Source organism: Vibrio hyugaensis (assembly GCF_002906655.1).
In the GTDB taxonomy this organism is placed as follows: Bacteria; Pseudomonadota; Gammaproteobacteria; order Enterobacterales; family Vibrionaceae; genus Vibrio; species Vibrio hyugaensis.
In genome coordinates this window covers 1540507-1560111 of record NZ_CP025794.1, presented here as the reverse complement: position 1 = coordinate 1560111, position 19605 = coordinate 1540507, and the positions used below count along the sequence as shown (strand labels likewise).

Genomic DNA, 19605 nt, shown 5'->3' with positions numbered 1-19605 from the left:
ATCAGTAACTTCCTTGATTGTGCGGAACCAAGCTCATACCATCCGGCGTGTGTTAAATATCTGTTGTGATTGCTAGCTTACTGATCTTTTTGCGTGCTGCAAAAGTGACGTGAGCAGTAGCAATCTCTTTTCTGAGCAGGGAGTCGTTAATGAAGTTCAGTACACAAGTCAAAGGTTGGGTGGTTTTCACGAGTATCGTTCCGGTATTAGTGGCTCTGTTCGTCTCCGTTTATTCCTCTACAAAAAGTTTGAACACCTTGAATGAGGAGCGTTTGGTCGCGCTTCGAGATACCAAACAAGCGCGTCTTGATGAATTGTTCGAACGCTATCAGAACAATACTTCAGTGGTTGCTCAGGTGGTTTCGATGAATATAGACCAATTGTTGAGCGATGACTTTCATCGGTTATTGACGGACTTAAATCGAGAACTCGATTTCTACGATATTTTCATTGTCGATGAAGCGGGTGAGGTTATCTATACCGTCGCACGAGAAGCTGATTATCAAACCAACTTGGTCGCGGGGGCTTATTCAAACTCAGGTCTCGGTGATGTTTACCGTGCCCTTCGAGCGGGCAAGCATTTTGCGGCGGTCGACTTTGCCCCTTATGCGCCATCGAATGGTGACCCAGCCGCTTTCCTTGGCGTTCCTCTAAAAGTCGAGGGGGAGCAATGGATGGTCGCTACTCAGATGTCGATTGATGGTATTAATCAGTTGATGAACCTTCGTAGTGGTATGGGGGAGTCTGGAGAGACGTACCTTGTTGGCTCCGACTTTAGAATGCGTTCTGACTCATTCCTTGACCCTGTCGGCCGAACTATCCAAGCTTCTTTTGCGGGCACGGTGGAAAACAATGGCGTAGACAGTGACGCAGTAAAACGTGCATTGGCAGGTACATCTGGCGTTGAGACGATTATCGATTACAACGGTAATCCGGTCGTGTCAGCCTATTCTCCTATTGATATGTATGGGCACCGCTGGGCGTTGTTGTCCGAGATAGATGTGGCAGAAGCGGAGCAACCTATCAAGGAACTCATGACATTGAATGGCATTGTATTATTGCTAGCCGTCATTGCAGGCGTTGGTGTTGCACTTGTTGTCACTCGTGCAGTCATGAAACCTTTGGGCGGCGAACCTGAGGAGATGAAAGAACTGATGAATCAGCTGGCTCAGGGCGATCTGCGATTGAATATTTCTCAAGCCGAAGAGGGCAGCTTAAAACAGACGTTGAACACGACGGCGAGCAATTTAACGGTGATGATCAAAGACATCAGTGATGCCTCCTCTCAACTTGCCGCCACGTCTGAAGAACTGAGCGTAGTGACTGAGCAATCAGAACAAAGCCTACATGTTCAAAATGACGAACTTCAGCAAGCCGTCACAGCCATTCATCAAATGACGTCATCCATCAGTGAAGTGGCGGGCAGTGCAAGTGTGGTGTCTGTTTCAGCCGCGGACGCGAACCAAGATTGTCAGCAAGAGCTTCAACGAATCACCCAAACGGTACATACCGTTTCAGGTTTGGTTGAACAAGTTGACGAAGGCAACAATAACGTTGTGCAATTGGCAGAACAAGTTCGTGAAATCAGCACGTTACTTGATGTGATTCGTGGTGTTGCCGACCAAACCAATTTACTTGCTTTGAACGCCGCGATAGAAGCTGCCCGAGCTGGTGAAAGTGGACGTGGTTTTGCGGTGGTAGCAGAAGAAGTTCGCAACTTAGCGCAGCGCACGCAAGTGTCGACTGAGCAAATTGAAGAAATGGTGCACAAGGTTAATCAACAGGCAGAGCAAACCGAGGCTATCATCAATAACTGTAAGTTAGTGGCAGGACAAACGATGGAGCAAGTGCAAGAAACGGGCACCATGATTGAAACGGTGGTTGGTACCATGGAGCAAATTCATCGCCAAACGTCGTCTGTTAGCCAAGCCACGGAAGAGCAAGCTAAGGTGTCAGGCGGCATAGACAGTAGCCTTTTGACCATCCAAGATCTTGCAACTCAGAACGTCTCAGGAGCACACGAAACCTCTGCGTCCAGCCGAGAGCTGGCTCGTGTCGCCGTGAACTTAAAAGACATCGTGGACGACTTTAAAGTCTAATTCTGGTTAAACCGTCTCAATTGAGGCGGTTTTTCTTTTAAGTCGTGTTCAAGAATTAATAAAAACAAATTTCTTAATTACATGATACTTCGAATTGCTTCCCACAAATTACTTCCTGTTTATTAACTCCTCTCACTCTTGCGTCTTTTTCCATATCATCCAAAAAATAATCAATGGATAGAGAAAGAGTATGGCTAAAAGATCCTTCCTTATGTTGGCCCTAGCTCTATTTTCGGTAGGAGCAAGTGCAATGTTTTGGCCGTTTAAAAAATACGATGTGGAAATGTCTCCAGAAGTACGCGGTGTCATCAAACTTGATGGCGTGCCGCAGATAGGGTTAACGGTTTATCGAGAGCTTTATTATGAAGGGTACAAAAAAGGCAAAACCCTAACAGACGAAGCTCAGACCAATGAGCGAGGAGAGTTTTCTTTTGAACGTATCACTGTTCGTTCTAGTGCTCCTGGAGATCTCTTTGGAGGTAGTTTGAAGGTCTATCAAAACATCTGTGTTGATTGCGACTCTGAAAAGAAAGAAATCTGGGGCGCGTGGGTGCCAACTGAAGGTGCGGAATCTCTGAGTTGGATGCTAATGAACGTAGACTGTGAGTTATCAAACAGTAAGCGAATTCATGAGGTTGAAATATCTCCAGAAAGTAATAGGCGCACTCCCGTTCATTCTGTATGTGACTGGCACAATCAGAAAATTGATACATACGAATATGATGAAAGTACTGATACCCACGTGTTGAAAAACAAGACCAAGGAAGAGTAATTAATGAGCACTATTTCTCCTTTAATGGCTAGTGAACTAAGTATTACTGCTTATGAGGTTAAGCATAACCTTGAACGTGTGAAACTGCCTGCTGTTGTTGATAATCACTTTAGTTTTTCGAAAGTAGAAGTAGGTACATCTGGTGGCTTTTTCTTTCGCCCAGAAACTGGATTTGCTTTGCTAGGAAAAGGAAAAAGTCAGCGCCATAAGAACGACCTTGTTTTAGCTTTTAGAGGCACAGCGGGATTAGCGGATGGAATTACTGACTTAACGTGTAGTGGAAAAGGAACGGGGACTGGAGAGATTGTTCACTCGGGGTTTCAAACGACTTTTTATTCAATGAAAAAAGGACTTACTCGTTTTCTGCGTGATAATCCGGTAACTGGCAATGGCACTATTCATTGTGTTGGACACAGTTTAGGTGGCGCATTAGCGACTTTGGCTGCGAACTGGATATCGGCCTCTCCTGAGTTTAAAGGAAAAGTGAATTTGTATACCTTTGGCTCACCAAGAGTTGGAATGAAGTCTTTTTCGCTGAACTCTTCGCCGCGTATATCGTCGCATTTCCGCTGTGTGAATGGTGCTGATCCAGTTACCAAAGCGCCAGTGTGGCCTTTTTATCATGTGCCTTATGATGGTTCTGAGTACATATTGAATCGTGCTCAGGGGCTTCTTCCTAGCGCACATTTTATGTCGGAGTATAGCTCTTATACACAAACAGCAACGTGGGATAGCCTTGGTCATCAAAAAGCGAATTCAGCCTTTAAACGAGTTGTTTTGAATTACGAAAACCGACTTCAAGCGAAACCGTCTGCTGATTGGGCAGACAAGATTTCAGCGGCAATCCTCACCCTGTTAATCGATGGTGGCTTTGCGGCGACGGTTTTTGCTCTACAAAGTGGTGGCGCAGCGATTGCGACCATTTACGATGCGATGGCTCGTTCTATGGTCAAAATCTCAGAACTTTCTAGCGAGTTTGCTGAGCGTGTAAAAGGCTTGCTTGGTCACATGTTAGTGTTTGCAGGTAAAGTCGCCCAGATTGCGATTAAGTTTACCTATTCATTTATCCGCTGGGTATTCGAACTGGTTTTAGGCAAATTGAATCAAGCGGTTAAAGCTGCCCTTAAAACAACGTTCTAATTATGTAGAAACCGCCTCAAATGAGGCGGCTTTTGGTTCCGATATCCAACAGGTTTAGCGCTTATAAGCCGTTTCTCCGCGGCTAATTGTTTCTTGGATTTTTAGGTCTTTTAAGGTTGCGGGTTCCACCTTGAGTGGGTTTTTATCTAAGATGATCAAGTCGGCGTTCTTGCCTACTTCTAAACTGCCTTTCTTCGTTTCTTCAAAATGCTGATAAGCGGGCCAAATCGTCATGGCTTGCAGCGCCGTGTAGGTATTTACCCTTTGATCAGGTCCCAAGACTTCATCTGTTCGAGTGGTTCGGTTGACAGTTGCATCTAATACTCGGAATGAGTTTGGTAGAGCAACAGGGGCATCATGATGAGTACTGAACATCAAACCGGCTTCACGTACCGCTTTTGTTGGTGATATAAAGTCCGCTCGAGGGTGGCCAAGAACGGATTCAGCGTGCCAATCTCCCCAATAGAACGTGTGCATTGGGAAGAGAGATGGGAATATCCCAAGTTCAGCTAAGCGGTCAATTTGATCTTGGCGAATGGTTTGCCCGTGTATCAGTACTGGGCGTCGGTCTTTTTTGCCTAACTTTTCGTTGGCTTTCGCGACAGCATCAATAAATTGCTCTATTGCGGCATCACCATTTGAGTGGGTTAGCACCTGCCAATTATTTTTAAAAGCGGTTTCAACGTATTGATAAGCTTGTTCATCTTTAAATGTTGGATACCCTGCATAATCTTTTGCTTGTCCATGAGGTGGGTGGAAATATGGTTGCGTTAACCATGCTGTTTTACCTTGCGGGGAGCCATCAAAATTGAGTTTAACACCACCAATACGGAAGTGATTTGTGTAGGTTGGCGAGTTGTATTCCGAGTTCATAAATTCACTGCTTGAAACCATATCGGCGTAAGCAACCAAATCGATGATCAATTTGCCGTCTTTGGAGGCTCGTTTCATCGCTTCATAACCTTCGATAGTAGCGCGCCCCTCCTGAGCCGTTGTATAACCATATTCGGCATACATCTTCTGAGCGGCTTCGAGCATCATGTCTTGCAGTTCAAGGTCTATAACCTTAGTGAGACCGAAGAGCATAGCAAAGTGCGCATTTTCTTCTAATACCCCGTTTGGTTCTTGGCTGCCCTCCATTCGACGAATGATGCCACCCTGAGGATCTTGAGATTCCGCTGTGATACCTGCTAATTCAAGCGCTTTACTGTTCGCGACACTCAAGTGTCCGGACGTATGAATGATCATCACTGGCTTTTCGGTACTGACTTTGTCCAAATCGGCTTTGGTTGGATAGCGATCTAGTTGTGCATCGTCGTAACCAAACCCTAGTATCCAATCGGTTTTCTCAATGAACAGGCGTTGTGTATCGTCTTGTCCAGCGGATTTTAGAATTGCCACAATTTCATCCACAGTGTCTGCTTGACCATCAGGAGAAGGTAGAACATTTGCCACCATTGCCTGCAAGCCGACACCATAAACATGGCTGTGTGGATCAACAAAGCCAGGAAGTAAAGCCTTGCCTTTTAAATCAACCAGTTGGGTTTTACCAAACTGATGTTCCATCGCGCCTTTTTTGCTGCCTACGTAGATAATTTTTTCACCCAATGTCGCAATTGCTTCGGCGTACTCTGGGGTGTCTCCTGCCATTGTGAGGATTTCGCCACCAAAATAGATCTTATCGGCAGCGGTCACTTTGATTGGTTCTGCAACGGCTTCTGTTTGTTTCGTTTCTTCAGAAAAGCATCCCGTAAGTATAAGGCTTGAAAGGGCGATGGGAATACACGTTGATTTCATATAAAGACTCCGTTCTGATGTTGATTTTAATCAATTTAGTGCATATCTGTTGCGGTGTGTACAATGTTGCATGGATTTATAAGCCCGATCAGGTAAATAGGGAATATGCGTGCGAAATCTGTTAGCCGAGGCTTGATCAGTGAGGGATTAAAGTCGCAAAAGTTGTGTGACTTAGGGCGCTTTTCTTTGCTGAAAAAATCGGCAATATAAAAGAATAACCATTCACTCAATAGTTCAGGGAAGATGCATGAAAGACGAAACACTCTCGATCCATTTTGGCTACGAAACCGACCCAACAACCAAATCTGTTGCGACACCGATTTACCAGACCGTCGCGTATGAGTTTGATAATGCTCAGCATGGTGCCGATCTATTCAACCTCGAAGTTCCGGGAAACATTTACACTCGAATTATGAACCCAACCAATGATGTGTTGGAAAAGCGTATGGCAGCACTAGAAGGCGGTATTGCTGGTTTGGTTGTTAGTGCAGGCAGTGCGGCAATTAACTACGCCATTCTCACGCTTGCGCAAGCCGGCGATAACATCGTTTCTACTCCTCAGCTATACGGTGGCACCTACACTTTATTTGCGCATATGTTGCCGAACCAAGGTATTGAGGTACGTTTTGCCAAGGATGACAAACCTGAAAGTCTCGCTGAGCTTATCGATGAGAATACCAAAGCGGTTTACTGTGAAAGCATTGGTAATCCGGCTGGCAATATCATCGATCTTGAACGTGTTGCTGAGTTGGCTCATGCGCAGGGCGTACCTGTGATTGTAGACAATACAGTCGCAACTCCTGTGCTATGTAAGCCAATCGAATTTGGTGCTGATATCGTGATTCATTCACTGACTAAGTATGTGGGTGGTCACGGTACGACATTAGGTGGCATCATCATTGATTCGGGCAAGTTTCCTTGGGCGCAGCACAAAGATCGTTTCCCAGTATTTAATCAGCCTGAACCTTCTTACCACGGCGTGGTTTACACCGAGGCATTTGGAGAGGCAGCGTTTATTGGCCGTGCTCGTACCGTTCCTTTGCGTAATACCGGTTCAGCCTTGTCACCGATGAATGCGTTTATGTTGATGCAGGGACTGGAAACGCTGTCGCTGCGTATGGAGAGACACACCGAAAATGCACTCAAAGTTGCGGAATATTTAAGCCAGCACGATAAAGTGAGTTGGGTAAGTTACGCAGGCTTGCCTGACTCTGAGTTCTATCCGTTGGCTGAGAAATACATGCAAGGTAAGCCGTCGGCGATCTTGTCGTTTGGGTTGAAAGATGGTTACGAGGCGGGTGTACGTTTTTACGATGCGCTTAAGATATTCAAGCGACTGGTGAACATTGGTGATGCGAAGTCGCTTGCTTGTCATCCTGCATCAACTACACACCGACAGTTGAGTGAGGTGGAGCAAAAGCAAGCGGGCGTTTCTCCAGAGATGATTCGTTTGTCTGTCGGCATTGAACATATCGATGATATTCTGGCTGATTTAGAACAAGCGCTGAACGCGTAATTATACTTTCTAACAGAGCTTTGGGTTACCCATAGGCCAGCCTTAATAAAAGCTGGCCTTATTTCTATAACGTACTTATTTATAATGATTTTTTATTATTTGGGTTGCGGTATTCCAAATGCTCATGATGGTGTACTTTTCTTACCTTGCGTATAAGTCTCATCTTACTGACTATGCTTAGAAAATAGTCACTAGGAAGGGACGCTCATGTCTTACGTGTTTCACCGTCATTGCCACACCAAGTTGCCCACTATCGCCAGAGGGGAAGGGGTTTACCTGTTCGATAATCAAGGCAACCAATACCTCGATGCTTGCGGCGGTGCTGCCGTTTCAAACCTTGGGCATAGCCACCAAGCTGTTAAACAAGCCATGCTCGACCAAATCGAAAAAGTGCCTTTTGCTCACACGGGCTTTTTTACTAGCGAAGCTAGTGAGCAGTTGGCTGAGTTGATTTGCCAGCAAATGCCATCGCAATTTAATCATGTCTACTTAGTCAGTGGGGGCTCTGAAGCGGTTGAATCTGCGCTAAAGATGACAAGGCAATATTTTGTGGAATGTGGCAAACCTGAGAAAAAGCAGTTTATTGCCCGCCAACAAAGCTACCACGGTAATACACTTGGTGCGTTGGCTGTTGGTGGTAATGAATGGCGGCGTGAGCCTTTTAAACCCATCTTGCACCCAAGCCATCATATTGCGCCGTGTTATGCCTATCGTTATCAAAGAGAAGATGAGTCAGAACTCGATTATTCACTGAGAGCCGCCAATGAGCTTGAAGCTAAGATTTTAGAACTGGGTGCGGATAACGTTATGGCGTTTGTTGCAGAGCCGATTGTTGGCGCAACAGCTGGTGCAGTGCCAGCCACTCAAGGTTACTTCAAACGAATACGAGAGATTTGCGATCGCTATGATGTGTTGCTGATCATGGATGAGGTGATGTGTGGCGTTGGGCGCAGCGGTAGCTTTTTTGCTTTTGAACAAGAGCAAGCCGTCCCGGATTTAGTCTGCATGGCGAAAGGTTTAGGAGCGGGTTATCAACCTATCGGAGCCGTTGTTGCCAACGATAAAGTTTATCAGGCGATTGCGTCTGGTAGCGGTTTCTTTCAGCATGGGCATACCTTTATGGCGCATCCTGTTGCGTGCGCAGCTGCCGTTGCAACCATTCAAACCATCGGTGACCAAAAGCTCTTGCAAGCCGTCAATCAACAAGGGGCGATGTTAAAAAGAGAGCTCGAATCGGCGCTTTCAGACTTCCCGTATTTTGGAGATATTCGTGGTAAAGGGCTGTTTCTTGGCATTGAGCTTGTAGCAGACAAAGTAAGTAAAACACCGCTGCCTAATTCAACTTTGGCAGACAAAAAGATCAAGCAACAAGCGATGGCAAATGGGTTGATGTGTTACCCAATGGGCGGAACGATTGATGGTGTAAGCGGACATCATATCCTTCTTGCCCCACCTTTTATCATCGAACGAAACCACATTGACGAGCTGGTGGAAAAGCTCTCTCGTACACTCAAAGAGGTGTCGCAAACATGGCAATAAGTTCCCCAACTGAAAGAGCTCGAATCGCGATTATTGTTGCGCCCAATGGAGCGAGAAAAACCAAGCAAGCCCATGCTCAATTGCCGATGACTATTGAAGAAATGGTTGTCGAGGCGAAAGCATGTCAAACGGCAGGGGCTGCCATGATCCATTTGCACGCGAGAGATGCGCAAGGCAGGCATTCTCTAGAGGTTGATGACAACTTAGAAATCTACCACGCGGTGAAAGCTGCGGTTGGTGATTCGATGATTGTTCAGCTCACGACTGAGGCAGTTGGGACGTATTCGCCACAACAGCAAATGGCGCTGGTTAAAGCGGTAAAACCAGAAGCCGCTTCTTTTGCTTTGCGTGAACTGATTCCTGATGAGCAGAGTGAAGAGCAAGGTTTTGTCTTTTTTGACTGGGTCGCTGAACAGGGCATTCTCAGCCAAATCATTTTGTATGATCAGGCAGACATTGAGCGCTATTTATCCCTAAGAGAGCGAGGCGTTTTACCAAAGCAAAACAAACACGCGTTAGTTGTACTTGGTCGATATCATGAGGCTCAACAATCTTCGCCATGGGATTTACGGGCACTGCATTTAGAGCGATTTATCGAAGAGAAGGTTAGGTGTGCCGTGTGCGCGTTTGGCGCGAGAGAGCAAGACTGTTTAACCCATGCATTGTTATTGGGGTTGGATGTTCGGGTAGGCTTTGAGAACAACCATTTGAGTGCTGATGGTCAGCCCGCGAACAGCAATGCGGAGCAAGTTCAACGATTAAAAGAGATCTGTGAATTGCTCGATGTGCCACTGCATGATGCGGAGAGTTTTCGAGAATCCATTTAGCAACAGGTACAAAAAAGGCTCCAATCGGAGCCTTCTTCAAATGTATTTTAGTTTTCAGCCTGAGTCACTGTTTGGCGCGCTGGATGTTTGATAAACACTGCTACGACAGCGGCAATTGCCAGAGCAAAACAGTAGTAAGAGTTCGCAACAACTTCTAGTGGAGAAAGGTTAAATACCGAGCCCAATAGCAGAACCTGTGCACCGTATGGCAATACACCTTGGATAACACACGAGAAGATATCCAACAAACTTGCAGAGCGACGCGGTGAAACGTTGTTCTCTTCTGCCAGTTGGCGAGCCACGCTACCTGATACGATGATGGCAACGGTGTTGTTAGCGGTACAGGTATTCACCATCGAAACCAGACCAGCAATACCTAGTTCGCTTGCACGACCATTTGCTTCTTTCGAGTGGCTAGAACCAAACGTACGGATGATGCCGCTCACTAGGTTAGTCAGAAACGCGAGACCACCTTGGCGACGCATAAGCTCACTCAAACCGCCAATCAGCATGGACAGCAAGAAGATCTCTTGCATATTGCCAAAGCCTGAGTAGATGTCTTGAGCGAAGTTGGTTAGACCGTAATTTTCGATAGAAGACAAGCTCACGCCGCCCGCCAAAACGATACCAATAGTCAGTACGACAAACACATTCATGCCTGATACCGCAAGGATAAGAATCGTTATGTAAGGAAGTACTTTCAACCACTCAATAGAACCGGTTTCTGGTACTTGAGTCGCTGTGCTGTTGAAGGCGAAGATAACAAGCGCAACCAGTGCTGCTGGCAGTGCGATACGGATGTTTTCTTTGAATTTATCTTTCATCTCACAGCCTTGAGAGCGTGTTGCCGCAATGGTGGTGTCCGAGATGATCGAAAGGTTATCACCAAACATTGCGCCGCTTAGCACTACGCCTGCCGTTAGTGGAAGACTCATACCTGCAGATTGAGCAATGCCCAGAGCAACAGGCGCAACTGCTGCAATAGTGCCCATTGAGGTGCCCATCGCTGTCGCGATAAATGCAGAAATCAGGAAGATACCCGGCAAGATCATGCTGGTTGGAATCGCAGAAAGACCAAGGTTAACAGTCGCATCCACACCGCCAGACGCTTTTGCTACCGCAGCAAAGGCACCTGCAAGTAGATAGATCATACACATCGCGATGATGTCTGGATGACCTACGCCACGCATAAAGTGTTCGATAGAACGATTGAGTTTGTCTTTGCTTAGGATGAGCGCAAGGATCACCGCAGGCAATACTGCGATAGGCGCTGGCAGTTGGTAGAACGCGAAATCTACCCCTTGCAGAGACAAGTAAGTGCCCACGCCAATAAACAGCGCAAGGAATAGTACTAAAGGTAAAAGTGCGACCGCTGATGGTGCGATTGCTTTATTAGAATTTTTAGAACCAGACATGTGAACGACAACATAATCAACAAATAAGGCGAGCAGACTAATCGGACACCAAAGACTTGTCAACGTCTAGACGTCTAAATGGCTGGTTATTTTAAATGGAAAAGACCAATAAAAAAGGCTCACATAACATATCTTATTGATACAGCGAGCCTTTGTGGAATTATATTGTTTTAGAGCATTTACGCTTTTTTTCGTTTGAGAAGTGCGAAGATCATCAGTGAGAACAGCAGTGCTGCGCTAGACCAAACTACGTAGCGATGATCGGTATAGAACTGGCTGAGCACGCTCAGATGCTCAAACGCAAAGTTAGTGAGCAAACTGAACACGGCAACCCAAATGGTGGTTGCAAGCGCGTTGCCTAACAAGAATTCTTTGCGCGGCATCTTAGCAATACCGCAAGCAAGCGGCATAAACTGTTTCATCCCTTCAACAAAGCGACTGACAACCAAACAAGCAGGACCATACTTCTGAATCGTACTTTGCAGCTTCTGCATTTTAGGACCAGAAATGTAGCCTTTCTTATCTAGCCAACCTTCGAAGTAATAGCCAATTAGGTAGCCACACGTGTTACCAAAAAAACAGCTCAACCAAGACACTATCATCACTAAGCTGAGGTTCATGACATGTTCAGATGAGATGATAGACGCCGCAATCATCAGCGATTGCCCGGGCATAGGAATGCCAATGCCTTCAAGAAAGATGCTGACGATAAGGGCGAGATAGCCATATTGCTCAAGCAGCGGCTTCATCGCCATTAATAGTTCATTTATGTGTTCCAAACGCTTTCCTCTAACAAAACTGGAACGAAGCTGGAGTGATACTCCTGTTAGTTCGCTTGGTCAATCGACGTTGTTCTCCGTTAGTAAAGTCTGACACGCCGTTGATAATAGTGCTGCGGATTTAGTCTTTTAGGTTACGCCTTACTAAGTCGTGCATTTGTTTAATCGTCATCAATGCTAACCAGATGATCTCTTCGACAGATCGTTGACCAGCCGTTGAGGAGGGATGATTGGCATCGGTTTTATTGCTCAGTGCTGGAAGCTCATGCACGCGATTGTCACAAATCGTACTGATCAACGCATCCATCGCATCATGAATCAGACGTTCGACTTGCAGTGAGCCTTGGTAGTGGGTGCCCGTTCTCACTAGAGGGATCAGCAAGCAGAGGTAGTGACTCAACAAGCGATAATGGCTCAACATATCTTCGTAATAATGCGGATCGGCGCGAGTGTGCCTTGGCTCTTGCTGCATCTCGTTGTAAATCAGCTCAAGGTCGCTTTCAGCAGTGAGCATAGCGGCACGTTGCTTAGTGAGCGCCATATGATCACGTTGCTCTGTGTCGACTTGTAACTGCTCATAGCAATACACAAATAAGCTTTTTGAACTATCGAGTGCTTTTAATGCTTGGGTATGAATCTCCTTACCTCGCCACTGCGGCCACAATAAGCCATAACCGAGCAAGACAATTGCGCCACCGACGACATTGTCGATCAAGCGCGGAGCGGCAAAGTCGAGCCCTTGGTGTGCCATGGTCTGATAAACCAAAATCAACAGTGCGGTAATACAACCAATCGCCAGCGAGTAATGACGCATAATATTGAGCATCGCGACGGGTAATAGGACAGCTATTAACACAAACAGGATGGTCGTTGGTACGCCAAGATGAATCAAGGAGGTGGCGAACAATACCCCAAGCGCCGTACCTAAACAGCGTTGCCAAGTTTTACTTCGGGTTGCCAAGAAGCTCGGTTGAATCACCATCAACATGGAAATCAATACCCAATCCGGGCGAATCAATTCAAAATATTCGGCAATCCCAGCACCAAGAGCAAACATCAAACCAACGCGAGTCACGTGGCGCCAAACCGGGTTACCTCGGCTTGGTAGACGAAAAGACAGCTCGAACGGTTGTACCTCAAATGAGCGTTCATAAGCGGGTTCATTCAGCTCAATACGACGAGAAATGTGTTTTACCGCGTATGCCCAGTAGCGAAAGCGAGGTTGGTCTTCTAGCTTCACCGCCTCAATTAAATCATGGGCTTCTTGCTCTAGTGAGCTCAAGTGTTCCATCTCTTCATGCGTGTTATGCAAAAGCTGCTTGGCTTTGTGTCTTAATCTTTGCTGACAGTGTTGGCTCCAAACCAAGAGCAGATCTCGTTTCGGTTTACTGGATTGAAATTGCTTGAGCAGATCAGGGTTGCTGGTATGGCTACTCAAGACGACTTCAAATGTATCGAGCGCCAAAAACAGAGCCTGACGTAGTGAGTTGGCATCTTCATGTTTCGAGCGAAAAGATTCAGATTGCAGGGCTTGTTGGAATAGTTCAATCAACTGATATTTGATGCGTCGTTTCGGGGCGTCGTTTTCGCTTCCAAGTAAGAAAGCTTGGCGATATTGAATGTAGTCCGCTAGCGTCTCGTAAATCGCAGAAAGACAAACACGCAGCGCGTAATGCTTCCATAAAGCAAACCAAAGCCAACTGAACAGCGCAAAAGTGAGAGGTCCCAACACCAACATAGGATAGAGGCCAAGTACCGCACTGGAGTTATGCAGCGACAAGCTCACGACCGCGATCAGTAAGCTCGACATGCCAAGACGTCCCCAAAACGGACCATTCACTGCTGTGCTCGCCAATACTGCTCCCATCGCGCCGTAAGTCAGCCACAGTGGTAAGCCCATATTCAGCAGAGCATAACTGATGATGAGCGTAATGCTCCACGTGAAAGCGGTAATCGCAAAGCGGGTCCAGCGTCTAGGACCGGCAGTGTCTAAACCACTGATTAATGCTGCGGGCATGGTCATTAAAGCTGTCATGGCGAGATTGATTTGGTTGAATAGCAGACCCAATCCCATGAACAGAACAATCGCGCTGGTGGCACGTAGGCCAAGGTTGACAGAAGGGGAGTACCAGATTTTACGCAGAAAGGCAGGAGATAACGTCATAAACCCTCATTACAGTTGGCAACACCTTCAGTGTAACGCGAATATCTTTAGATATGCTGGCTTCAACCACAGATTGAAAAATTGAAGCGGAGTCGTTATCTAACCGACGCCTTCTCCAAGCTGAGTAAATAGCCAATCATTGAACAACGAGACTTTTCGCGCCGCTAAACGGTAGTTCGGCACAAATACGTAATAGCCATAATGGCTATGCATACTCAATTGTTGGATGTGGTAGACCTCATCTCTCGACATCGCCTGCTGCACCATAAAATCAGGAATGAGGGCAAGCCCTTTGCCAAGCTTTACCGCTTCATAAGAAAGATAGAAATGCTCATGACCGACAGGGTGATAATGAATCGCGCTTTGCAGAGATTGTTCTAGTTTGAACTGTTCCCACAACTGTGGGCGCGTCGTTTGAGGAATAAAAGCGAAATCCGTAATGGATTGTTTGTCGTTACACGTTGAAGAACTTGATGAGCCCGTTAGCAGCAGCGTTTCTTGACGCAACAATCGACCATGTTCGTAGTGACTGGAGAGAGGAAGGCAACGAATGGTGATGTCGCTGTCTACGTCTAGCTGATTTATTGGGCCATCACTGGTGCGAAGTTTAACGCGGATATCAGGATGGATTTGATGGAATACCTCAATGTTAGGCACTAACCACAAACTGGCGAAAGAAGGGGTTACATCGACTACCAGTAACTCTTGCTCTGTGTTGGTTTGAATCAAGTTTGCCGTCGCATGTTGGATGATCTCCAACGCTTCGGTCACCTTGGGTAAGTAACGTTTTCCTTCTTCGGTGAGCTCAATACCATTGATACCACGCTGAATTAAAGGCAACCCAACCAGTTGCTCTAACGTCGCAATCTGTTTGCTCACCGCACCTTGGGTCACGCACAAACTCTCTGCCGCTTTAGAAAAACTCAGATGGTTGGCAACCGCAACAAAGGTTCGAAGCGCACGAATAGAAGGGTACTCACTGCCTTTTAGCATAAACTCATGTCCATTGAAGAATGCTTAACTACAGACTAAGAGATTTTGATGGGGAATCAAAGCGATGAGTTGAGGGGGAGATACAAATTGCAGATACAAAAAGGGCCAACCCTTTCGAGTTGGCCCTTTCCAAACGTTCGGTGGAGCTGGCGTAATTTGAATTCAATATCTAACCTTATGAAATTTAAGGTAATGTATCGATTCAAGTTTTGTGTTGTGTACGCGGTTGTGTACTAATTCTTGAGCCTTGAACAAGGAAAATTACAAAAATGTGGACGTGCGCACATATAGGCGTCGTTGTCGGGAGTTTATTGAAGGCTAACCGGGGCTCTCTAGATTCTCAATTTGTTCCGAAAGATACTTTTCCAGTTCCCTCTGTCGAAATGATGAGTCAATTTGAATCCATCCGAAGTGATATCCCAAATCATCCAATTGCCGATAAAAAGAGCGAAAACGACGGGCGAGCTGCTTTAGTTTTGGTACAGAAAAAATAGTTAAACCCGGCTCAAACGTTTGTGTACTTAAAAGACTTACGTTGAGCAGGTAAACTTGGAGCTCTGCAAGTGCGGCCTGCTCAGTGAGTAAATCTGACGTGCGCTTCATTTCGTCCAGCGATTCATATGCCTCTACAAGAGCTGTTGCAATACTGTCCGGAAGCTTTGATAGCCATTTGGGGTCCATAAGTACTTCCTTTCCCCTCCCAGACAACAGCAGAGAGGGGCTGGTGGTTACACGACTAGAGGCGCTTTTCTGTTCAAGCCTTTCTTTGCCAAAAAGTAATCAAGGTACTCCCAGTAAGTAAAGTGACAAATGGGAAGCTGTGCTCCTTCTTCAATACCCAAATAGGACTCATCATCTGTATCTTCGAATTTCTCAATGGCCGACTCCGAAGCACGGCCATAAGCGTATTGGATCAGCTCATCGCGAACTTCGTCATCTGTGTATTCTTGAAATTTAGCTACGTCATTTGGTAGAGAATTTGTGCGAGATTGAATGCTAAAAGAAGAAAATGCAGAGGCATCTGAGAAATCAGCCTGCACTGCCATTTGCATTTTAGTGCCCGCTTCATGCCATAGATGAGTATCATCTGCTGTAAATACAAGCCAATAGCGACAGTTGATTGCGACTTCCCACCCAAGAAGATTTAGCTCTCGGACGATGAGTTTACGGTCTTCATCGGAAAGTGGCATCCCCAGAATTTGCTGAACTGCCGTTTCTTGCATCTTAAACTTAGGTTTCAGTTCCTCTTTGTATTCCGGAGACGTCGCATTGATGAGAAGGATGAGTTTTGCCACTTGTTTGGCTGATAGGGTTTCTTGTGCTTCTTTTCTTCTGTTTATAGCCATTATGTTTCCTTACTTCTGAAATGGAAAAGTTATAGAAGAGAAAAACGCCCTAGCATGGGAATGAAAGGGCGTCGTATCGTAAAGAGGTGTGTTGAATCTTGGTTATACCGAAACGCGAGAAATTAATCTTACGATTCTGCCGAAAACTCAGGTCGTTACGTGAGTTCCTGTCTGGATTACTTACTACAAGAAGCTGTCAAACAACTCTTCTGTAATCTCTGTAGGGTTACTTGCCCCTTGAGCGCGAACCCAGATCCGTAAAGTGTTTTTGATTGTTTTTGATGTATCTCCGTCTGACGCGAATCTTGCGTTCAAATCAAAAGGAGCGAGTGCTCTCTGCATACATTCAAGAATGCTTGCTTTGGAATTCAGCTTCCCTTCTTGGTGATAGGACTCACTGAATTCTTTGATGATTGCCGTCTCTAGCAGTGCAGATGGAAACCAATCAACAGCATATCTATAAGAGATAACCCAGTTAGGACCATTCACCCACAGAGTCGAAAGGCTATTTGCAGAGATTGAACTTTCTGTTGCTGCGGCTAATTTATCGGTCAAGCCGGCCATACATGAGCTCACGATGAGGCCTTTGATTTTCTTTCCTCGTTCTTTAATGAGCTCTGTTGTTTTGTTGATTGTTGCATCTGCGATGCGTTTACCATCACCATGGCCACCGATGTAAAGTATCTGAATGTTCTCACTTGTATCGACCAAGTGGTCAAGGGCATAGGAAAGGGATTTGTTGTCGTAGTAGTGGCAGTGATAGATGTTAAGTTGTGGTTTATCAGTACCATCATTTACCAGCTTTTTTACTCCTTCAAAGAAAGGCAAACAGCTTGCTTGGTCGTGGTTCTTTTTAAACGAAAACCACGGTGCTTCAGCAACCAAAAGGGCGACATTCTTGCTCATTTTTTACGTACTCTTTCATTACAGCTTTTAAGTCGTTTATCATGAATAAGTGCATGATTTAATATGCCTTATACTCCATATGTTACTGTATGTATAGAATCTTAAACTATGTTTGCTTCAATACTTTTTGTGACGTTTAGGAAATGAACTTGATATGTAACTTATTGAATTTGTTTTACTTATTATTAATTTTCAGTGTGATCGTGTACGCACTTAGTTATTAATTATTTCGACCTTCATTCAGTAAAACGCAAAAATGTGCACTCCTACACAAATCATGCGTTATGACATGGGGTTACTGATGGCATCAGATCAAAAAAGTTCTCATTCTTTACAATTTAAACTCTTCCCTCTCCCGTATTTCTCTTTACAACAAGCTGCGAATCAAATTGGCGTGTCTATCGAGTATATTGAGGAAGCGATTGTTTGTGGCCTCATTCGCCCTTGTGTGCTGTTAGATAGCCGTGCCCCTTGCCAGTCTTCATCGTGTGTTGTTGGGTGTGAAGGAGTGCTTGGGAATGTTGAGGTTGTTGAACCCGAGTTAATAGCAGACGATAACGTTATTGGTGTTAGCCCTTTCCAGAAGCTCATGTTGTCTAATATCGATGAACTTATTTCGAGTAATGCATCGCAAGCCGTTGTTACTGGCTATGAAGCGCACGGCACAGGCATTGGTGAAGTTAGTGCGTATTTGCATGGTTTTTGGCAGATAACCAGCAACGAAGAAGCAGTCAAGATGCTGAATATAGAAGGCGATGAAGAACTCATGGTAGAAGTTCTACCTTACGTTGATGAATGTTGGTATCAAGAACTAGAAGCTGAAACTGGAAAGGTCAGAGTTACAGGGTTCTTAGTAAACGCTCGTCGAGAACAACTCGTCATCAGTTACCTAGATACGTACCGAATGCTCGAAGCTTACCACTTAGCAAAACCTATGACTCAGCTTGGGTTGTATGGTGAAACTCAGCTCACACCAGAGAGAAAACCGAGAAAACCAGCAGATCAAGCTCTGGCCATGATATGTGGTCTCATTGCCTCTCATCCAGAATTAGGCGCTGACTTACTTAATAAACCTAGTGAACTCCATCATCGTGTTGAGCATTTGTTCGCACGGAAAGGTATTTCTCTCAATAGCTACTTTCCAAACCTCCGCTCTTTATTGCGTTGGTTAAAAGGGGGTTACAAAGATAAGTTAACCCTCTAGCAAAAGAGAGATGAACTTTGGACATTTTGTTTCTCGTTTAGACATTTTTCAAAGTGTCCAATAGTCCGCTCTGATCCCGATTAATCTCATTTCGTCTTAACAACACACGTTAAAGGAAAAGAAATGAGAATTGTCCGCTTAAAAGAAGTTATGGCTATGACTGGCTTATCCCGTTCCACTATCTATGAACGAATGTCGATGGATGAATTTCCTGCCAATGTAAATTTTAGTGGAAGCGCAGTCGGATGGCTTGAGTCAGAGGTTTGTGAATGGATTGATTCTAGAGTGAGACTGCGAGGCTCCCGTTTGAATAAACCTTTATACAGCAAGTCATTTTAGGGAGGAACATCATGAGCCAAATACTCACTACACATGAAGTTTGCCTTATGGTTCGACGCTCTCCGTCTACGCTTTACCGCCGGTGGACGACGGGAAGATTCCCTATGCCATTGCAGTACAACGGTAGAACATTTGGATGGGACAAAGAGTCTGTAGAACAGTGGCTAAGAGGGCTATCCTCTTGTGTTCAAACGCATTTGCATGATGGTGAATGAATTTGAGCGCCAGATACCTACATTCGTTATCTGGTTGGCCTCTATTATTTTGACCTTCAGACCTTCAGACCTTCAGACCTTCAGACCTCTGGGGTAGATGGTTTTACATCATCGCTGTGGAGGTAGGTATTTTATATTGTCTACCTACTTCCCCTTCCACCAAAGGATGAGAGGAGTGATATGAAGAAACATCAATCCTGCTCACCTTACTTGCGATATGAAGGAAAAGTGTATGAAGTTAACGCACGTGAAGGTATGCCAATTTTTACTCACCAAATTAAGGAAAAGTATCGAGCAACTGGCCGCGATGGAAGGCTAAGAGTTGCAGGTGGAGAACGCAGACTTATTGCAACTTTATCCATATCTACGAATGACTTTCCTTATCTAAACAGTCGATTAGATAAGGTTAAAGTTACTCCAGCATAAAAACATGTCACTTTTAAGTTTTCTAAAGTGCTGACCTTACAGGGGAGCTCCCTTCTCTCTGTAACATCCGCAAATATTGAATCCATATCAACCCAACGAATCTCATTTCATATATAATCCCACGCCAT

General features: G+C 45.4%; 18 protein-coding genes. 10 read left to right on the top strand and 8 right to left on the bottom strand.

What is annotated here, in order from left to right; genetic code table 11:
• Positions 1 to 149: 149 nt before the first annotated feature.
• From C1S74_RS07810 to C1S74_RS07800, 3 genes are all read left to right on the top strand, one after another.
• Positions 150 to 2099 (top strand): methyl-accepting chemotaxis protein, encoded by a 1950-nt coding sequence (locus C1S74_RS07810; RefSeq protein WP_045400065.1) that lies wholly within the window; start codon positions 150 to 152, stop codon positions 2097 to 2099.
• Positions 2100 to 2289: 190 nt separating this feature from the next.
• Positions 2290 to 2871: a DUF6795 domain-containing protein gene (locus C1S74_RS07805; RefSeq protein WP_045400069.1), complete on the top strand. Its 582-nt coding sequence runs from the start codon at positions 2290 to 2292 to the stop codon at positions 2869 to 2871.
• A 3-nt stretch (positions 2872 to 2874) separates the two neighbouring features.
• Positions 2875 to 4011, top strand: a complete 1137-nt coding sequence (locus C1S74_RS07800; protein WP_045400072.1) for a lipase family protein — start codon at positions 2875 to 2877, stop codon at positions 4009 to 4011.
• Positions 4012 to 4065: 54 nt separating this feature from the next.
• Here the strand turns inward: C1S74_RS07800 and C1S74_RS07795 are convergent, their stop codons facing one another.
• Entirely contained in the window at positions 4066 to 5808 is a 1743-nt protein-coding gene (locus tag C1S74_RS07795; protein ID WP_045400075.1) for an amidohydrolase, read from the bottom strand.
• 247 nt (positions 5809 to 6055) lie between these two features.
• On the opposite strand from C1S74_RS07795, the gene C1S74_RS07790 reads away from it, so the two are divergent.
• The 3 genes from C1S74_RS07790 (at position 6056) to C1S74_RS07780 (ending at position 9690) form a co-directional block, all read left to right on the top strand.
• Complete coding sequence (locus tag C1S74_RS07790; RefSeq protein WP_045400078.1) at positions 6056 to 7324, top strand: O-acetylhomoserine aminocarboxypropyltransferase/cysteine synthase family protein; 1269 nt, start codon at positions 6056 to 6058, stop codon at positions 7322 to 7324.
• A gap of 207 nt (positions 7325 to 7531) precedes the next feature.
• The gene (locus C1S74_RS07785) at positions 7532 to 8863 is read left to right on the top strand and encodes an aspartate aminotransferase family protein (protein ID WP_045400081.1); all 1332 of its coding nucleotides are present in this window, start codon (positions 7532 to 7534) and stop codon (positions 8861 to 8863) included.
• Complete coding sequence (locus C1S74_RS07780; RefSeq protein WP_045400084.1) at positions 8854 to 9690, top strand: beta-keto acid cleavage family enzyme; 837 nt, start codon at positions 8854 to 8856, stop codon at positions 9688 to 9690. The genes C1S74_RS07785 and C1S74_RS07780 overlap by 10 nt, the downstream gene beginning before the upstream one ends.
• A gap of 47 nt (positions 9691 to 9737) precedes the next feature.
• Here C1S74_RS07780 and C1S74_RS07775 read toward each other — a convergent pair whose 3' ends face one another.
• From C1S74_RS07775 to C1S74_RS07745, 7 genes are all read right to left on the bottom strand, one after another.
• The gene (locus C1S74_RS07775) at positions 9738 to 11105 is read right to left on the bottom strand and encodes a Na+/H+ antiporter NhaC family protein (RefSeq protein ID WP_038868783.1); all 1368 of its coding nucleotides are present in this window, start codon (positions 11103 to 11105) and stop codon (positions 9738 to 9740) included.
• A 179-nt stretch (positions 11106 to 11284) separates the two neighbouring features.
• Positions 11285 to 11860, bottom strand: coding sequence for a DedA family protein (locus tag C1S74_RS07770; RefSeq protein ID WP_005440257.1), 576 nt, complete (start codon positions 11858 to 11860; stop codon positions 11285 to 11287).
• 145 nt (positions 11861 to 12005) lie between these two features.
• Positions 12006 to 14048, bottom strand: coding sequence for an FUSC family protein (locus C1S74_RS07765; protein WP_045400087.1), 2043 nt, complete (start codon positions 14046 to 14048; stop codon positions 12006 to 12008).
• Between the two features lie 99 nt (positions 14049 to 14147).
• Positions 14148 to 15041, bottom strand: a complete 894-nt coding sequence (locus C1S74_RS07760; protein WP_045400089.1) for a LysR family transcriptional regulator — start codon at positions 15039 to 15041, stop codon at positions 14148 to 14150.
• 318 nt (positions 15042 to 15359) lie between these two features.
• A complete protein-coding gene (locus C1S74_RS07755) occupies positions 15360 to 15722 on the bottom strand; it encodes a hypothetical protein (protein WP_045400092.1) in 363 nt (120 codons plus the stop codon).
• A gap of 47 nt (positions 15723 to 15769) precedes the next feature.
• Positions 15770 to 16387 (bottom strand): hypothetical protein, encoded by a 618-nt coding sequence (locus C1S74_RS07750; protein WP_045400095.1) that lies wholly within the window; start codon positions 16385 to 16387, stop codon positions 15770 to 15772.
• A 183-nt stretch (positions 16388 to 16570) separates the two neighbouring features.
• Positions 16571 to 17293, bottom strand: a complete 723-nt coding sequence (locus C1S74_RS07745) for a hypothetical protein (protein WP_045400098.1) — start codon at positions 17291 to 17293, stop codon at positions 16571 to 16573.
• Positions 17294 to 17594: 301 nt separating this feature from the next.
• Here C1S74_RS07745 and C1S74_RS07740 point away from each other — a divergent pair, with 301 nt between their 5' ends.
• The 4 genes from C1S74_RS07740 (at position 17595) to C1S74_RS26410 (ending at position 19477) form a co-directional block, all read left to right on the top strand.
• The gene (locus tag C1S74_RS07740) at positions 17595 to 18497 is read left to right on the top strand and encodes a hypothetical protein (RefSeq protein WP_045400100.1); all 903 of its coding nucleotides are present in this window, start codon (positions 17595 to 17597) and stop codon (positions 18495 to 18497) included.
• 123 nt (positions 18498 to 18620) lie between these two features.
• Positions 18621 to 18836, top strand: coding sequence for a helix-turn-helix transcriptional regulator (locus C1S74_RS07735; RefSeq protein ID WP_045400102.1), 216 nt, complete (start codon positions 18621 to 18623; stop codon positions 18834 to 18836).
• Between the two features lie 11 nt (positions 18837 to 18847).
• On the top strand, positions 18848 to 19051 hold the full coding sequence (locus C1S74_RS07730; RefSeq protein WP_082039053.1) for a helix-turn-helix transcriptional regulator: 204 nt from the start codon (positions 18848 to 18850) through the stop codon (positions 19049 to 19051).
• Between the two features lie 180 nt (positions 19052 to 19231).
• On the top strand, positions 19232 to 19477 hold the full coding sequence (locus C1S74_RS26410) for a hypothetical protein (protein WP_156117790.1): 246 nt from the start codon (positions 19232 to 19234) through the stop codon (positions 19475 to 19477).
• The last annotated feature ends 128 nt before the right edge of the window (positions 19478 to 19605 follow it).

What these genes read in the sequence shown, in the direction of transcription:
- C1S74_RS07810 (WP_045400065.1), top strand. Translation starts at nt 150, where the DNA reads ATGAAGTTCAGTACACAAGTCAAAGGTTGGGTGGTTTTCACGAGTATC.
- C1S74_RS07805 (WP_045400069.1), top strand. Translation starts at nt 2,290, where the DNA reads ATGGCTAAAAGATCCTTCCTTATGTTGGCCCTAGCTCTATTTTCGGTA.
- C1S74_RS07800 (WP_045400072.1), top strand. Translation starts at nt 2,875, where the DNA reads ATGAGCACTATTTCTCCTTTAATGGCTAGTGAACTAAGTATTACTGCT.
- C1S74_RS07795 (WP_045400075.1), bottom strand. Translation starts at nt 5,808, where the DNA reads ATGAAATCAACGTGTATTCCCATCGCCCTTTCAAGCCTTATACTTACG.
- C1S74_RS07790 (WP_045400078.1), top strand. Translation starts at nt 6,056, where the DNA reads ATGAAAGACGAAACACTCTCGATCCATTTTGGCTACGAAACCGACCCA.
- C1S74_RS07785 (WP_045400081.1), top strand. Translation starts at nt 7,532, where the DNA reads ATGTCTTACGTGTTTCACCGTCATTGCCACACCAAGTTGCCCACTATC.
- C1S74_RS07780 (WP_045400084.1), top strand. Translation starts at nt 8,854, where the DNA reads ATGGCAATAAGTTCCCCAACTGAAAGAGCTCGAATCGCGATTATTGTT.
- C1S74_RS07775 (WP_038868783.1), bottom strand. Translation starts at nt 11,105, where the DNA reads ATGTCTGGTTCTAAAAATTCTAATAAAGCAATCGCACCATCAGCGGTC.
- C1S74_RS07770 (WP_005440257.1), bottom strand. Translation starts at nt 11,860, where the DNA reads ATGGCGATGAAGCCGCTGCTTGAGCAATATGGCTATCTCGCCCTTATC.
- C1S74_RS07765 (WP_045400087.1), bottom strand. Translation starts at nt 14,048, where the DNA reads ATGACGTTATCTCCTGCCTTTCTGCGTAAAATCTGGTACTCCCCTTCT.
- C1S74_RS07760 (WP_045400089.1), bottom strand. Translation starts at nt 15,041, where the DNA reads ATGCTAAAAGGCAGTGAGTACCCTTCTATTCGTGCGCTTCGAACCTTT.
- C1S74_RS07755 (WP_045400092.1), bottom strand. Translation starts at nt 15,722, where the DNA reads ATGGACCCCAAATGGCTATCAAAGCTTCCGGACAGTATTGCAACAGCT.
- C1S74_RS07750 (WP_045400095.1), bottom strand. Translation starts at nt 16,387, where the DNA reads ATGGCTATAAACAGAAGAAAAGAAGCACAAGAAACCCTATCAGCCAAA.
- C1S74_RS07745 (WP_045400098.1), bottom strand. Translation starts at nt 17,293, where the DNA reads ATGAGCAAGAATGTCGCCCTTTTGGTTGCTGAAGCACCGTGGTTTTCG.
- C1S74_RS07740 (WP_045400100.1), top strand. Translation starts at nt 17,595, where the DNA reads ATGGCATCAGATCAAAAAAGTTCTCATTCTTTACAATTTAAACTCTTC.
- C1S74_RS07735 (WP_045400102.1), top strand. Translation starts at nt 18,621, where the DNA reads ATGAGAATTGTCCGCTTAAAAGAAGTTATGGCTATGACTGGCTTATCC.
- C1S74_RS07730 (WP_082039053.1), top strand. Translation starts at nt 18,848, where the DNA reads ATGAGCCAAATACTCACTACACATGAAGTTTGCCTTATGGTTCGACGC.
- C1S74_RS26410 (WP_156117790.1), top strand. Translation starts at nt 19,232, where the DNA reads ATGAAGAAACATCAATCCTGCTCACCTTACTTGCGATATGAAGGAAAA.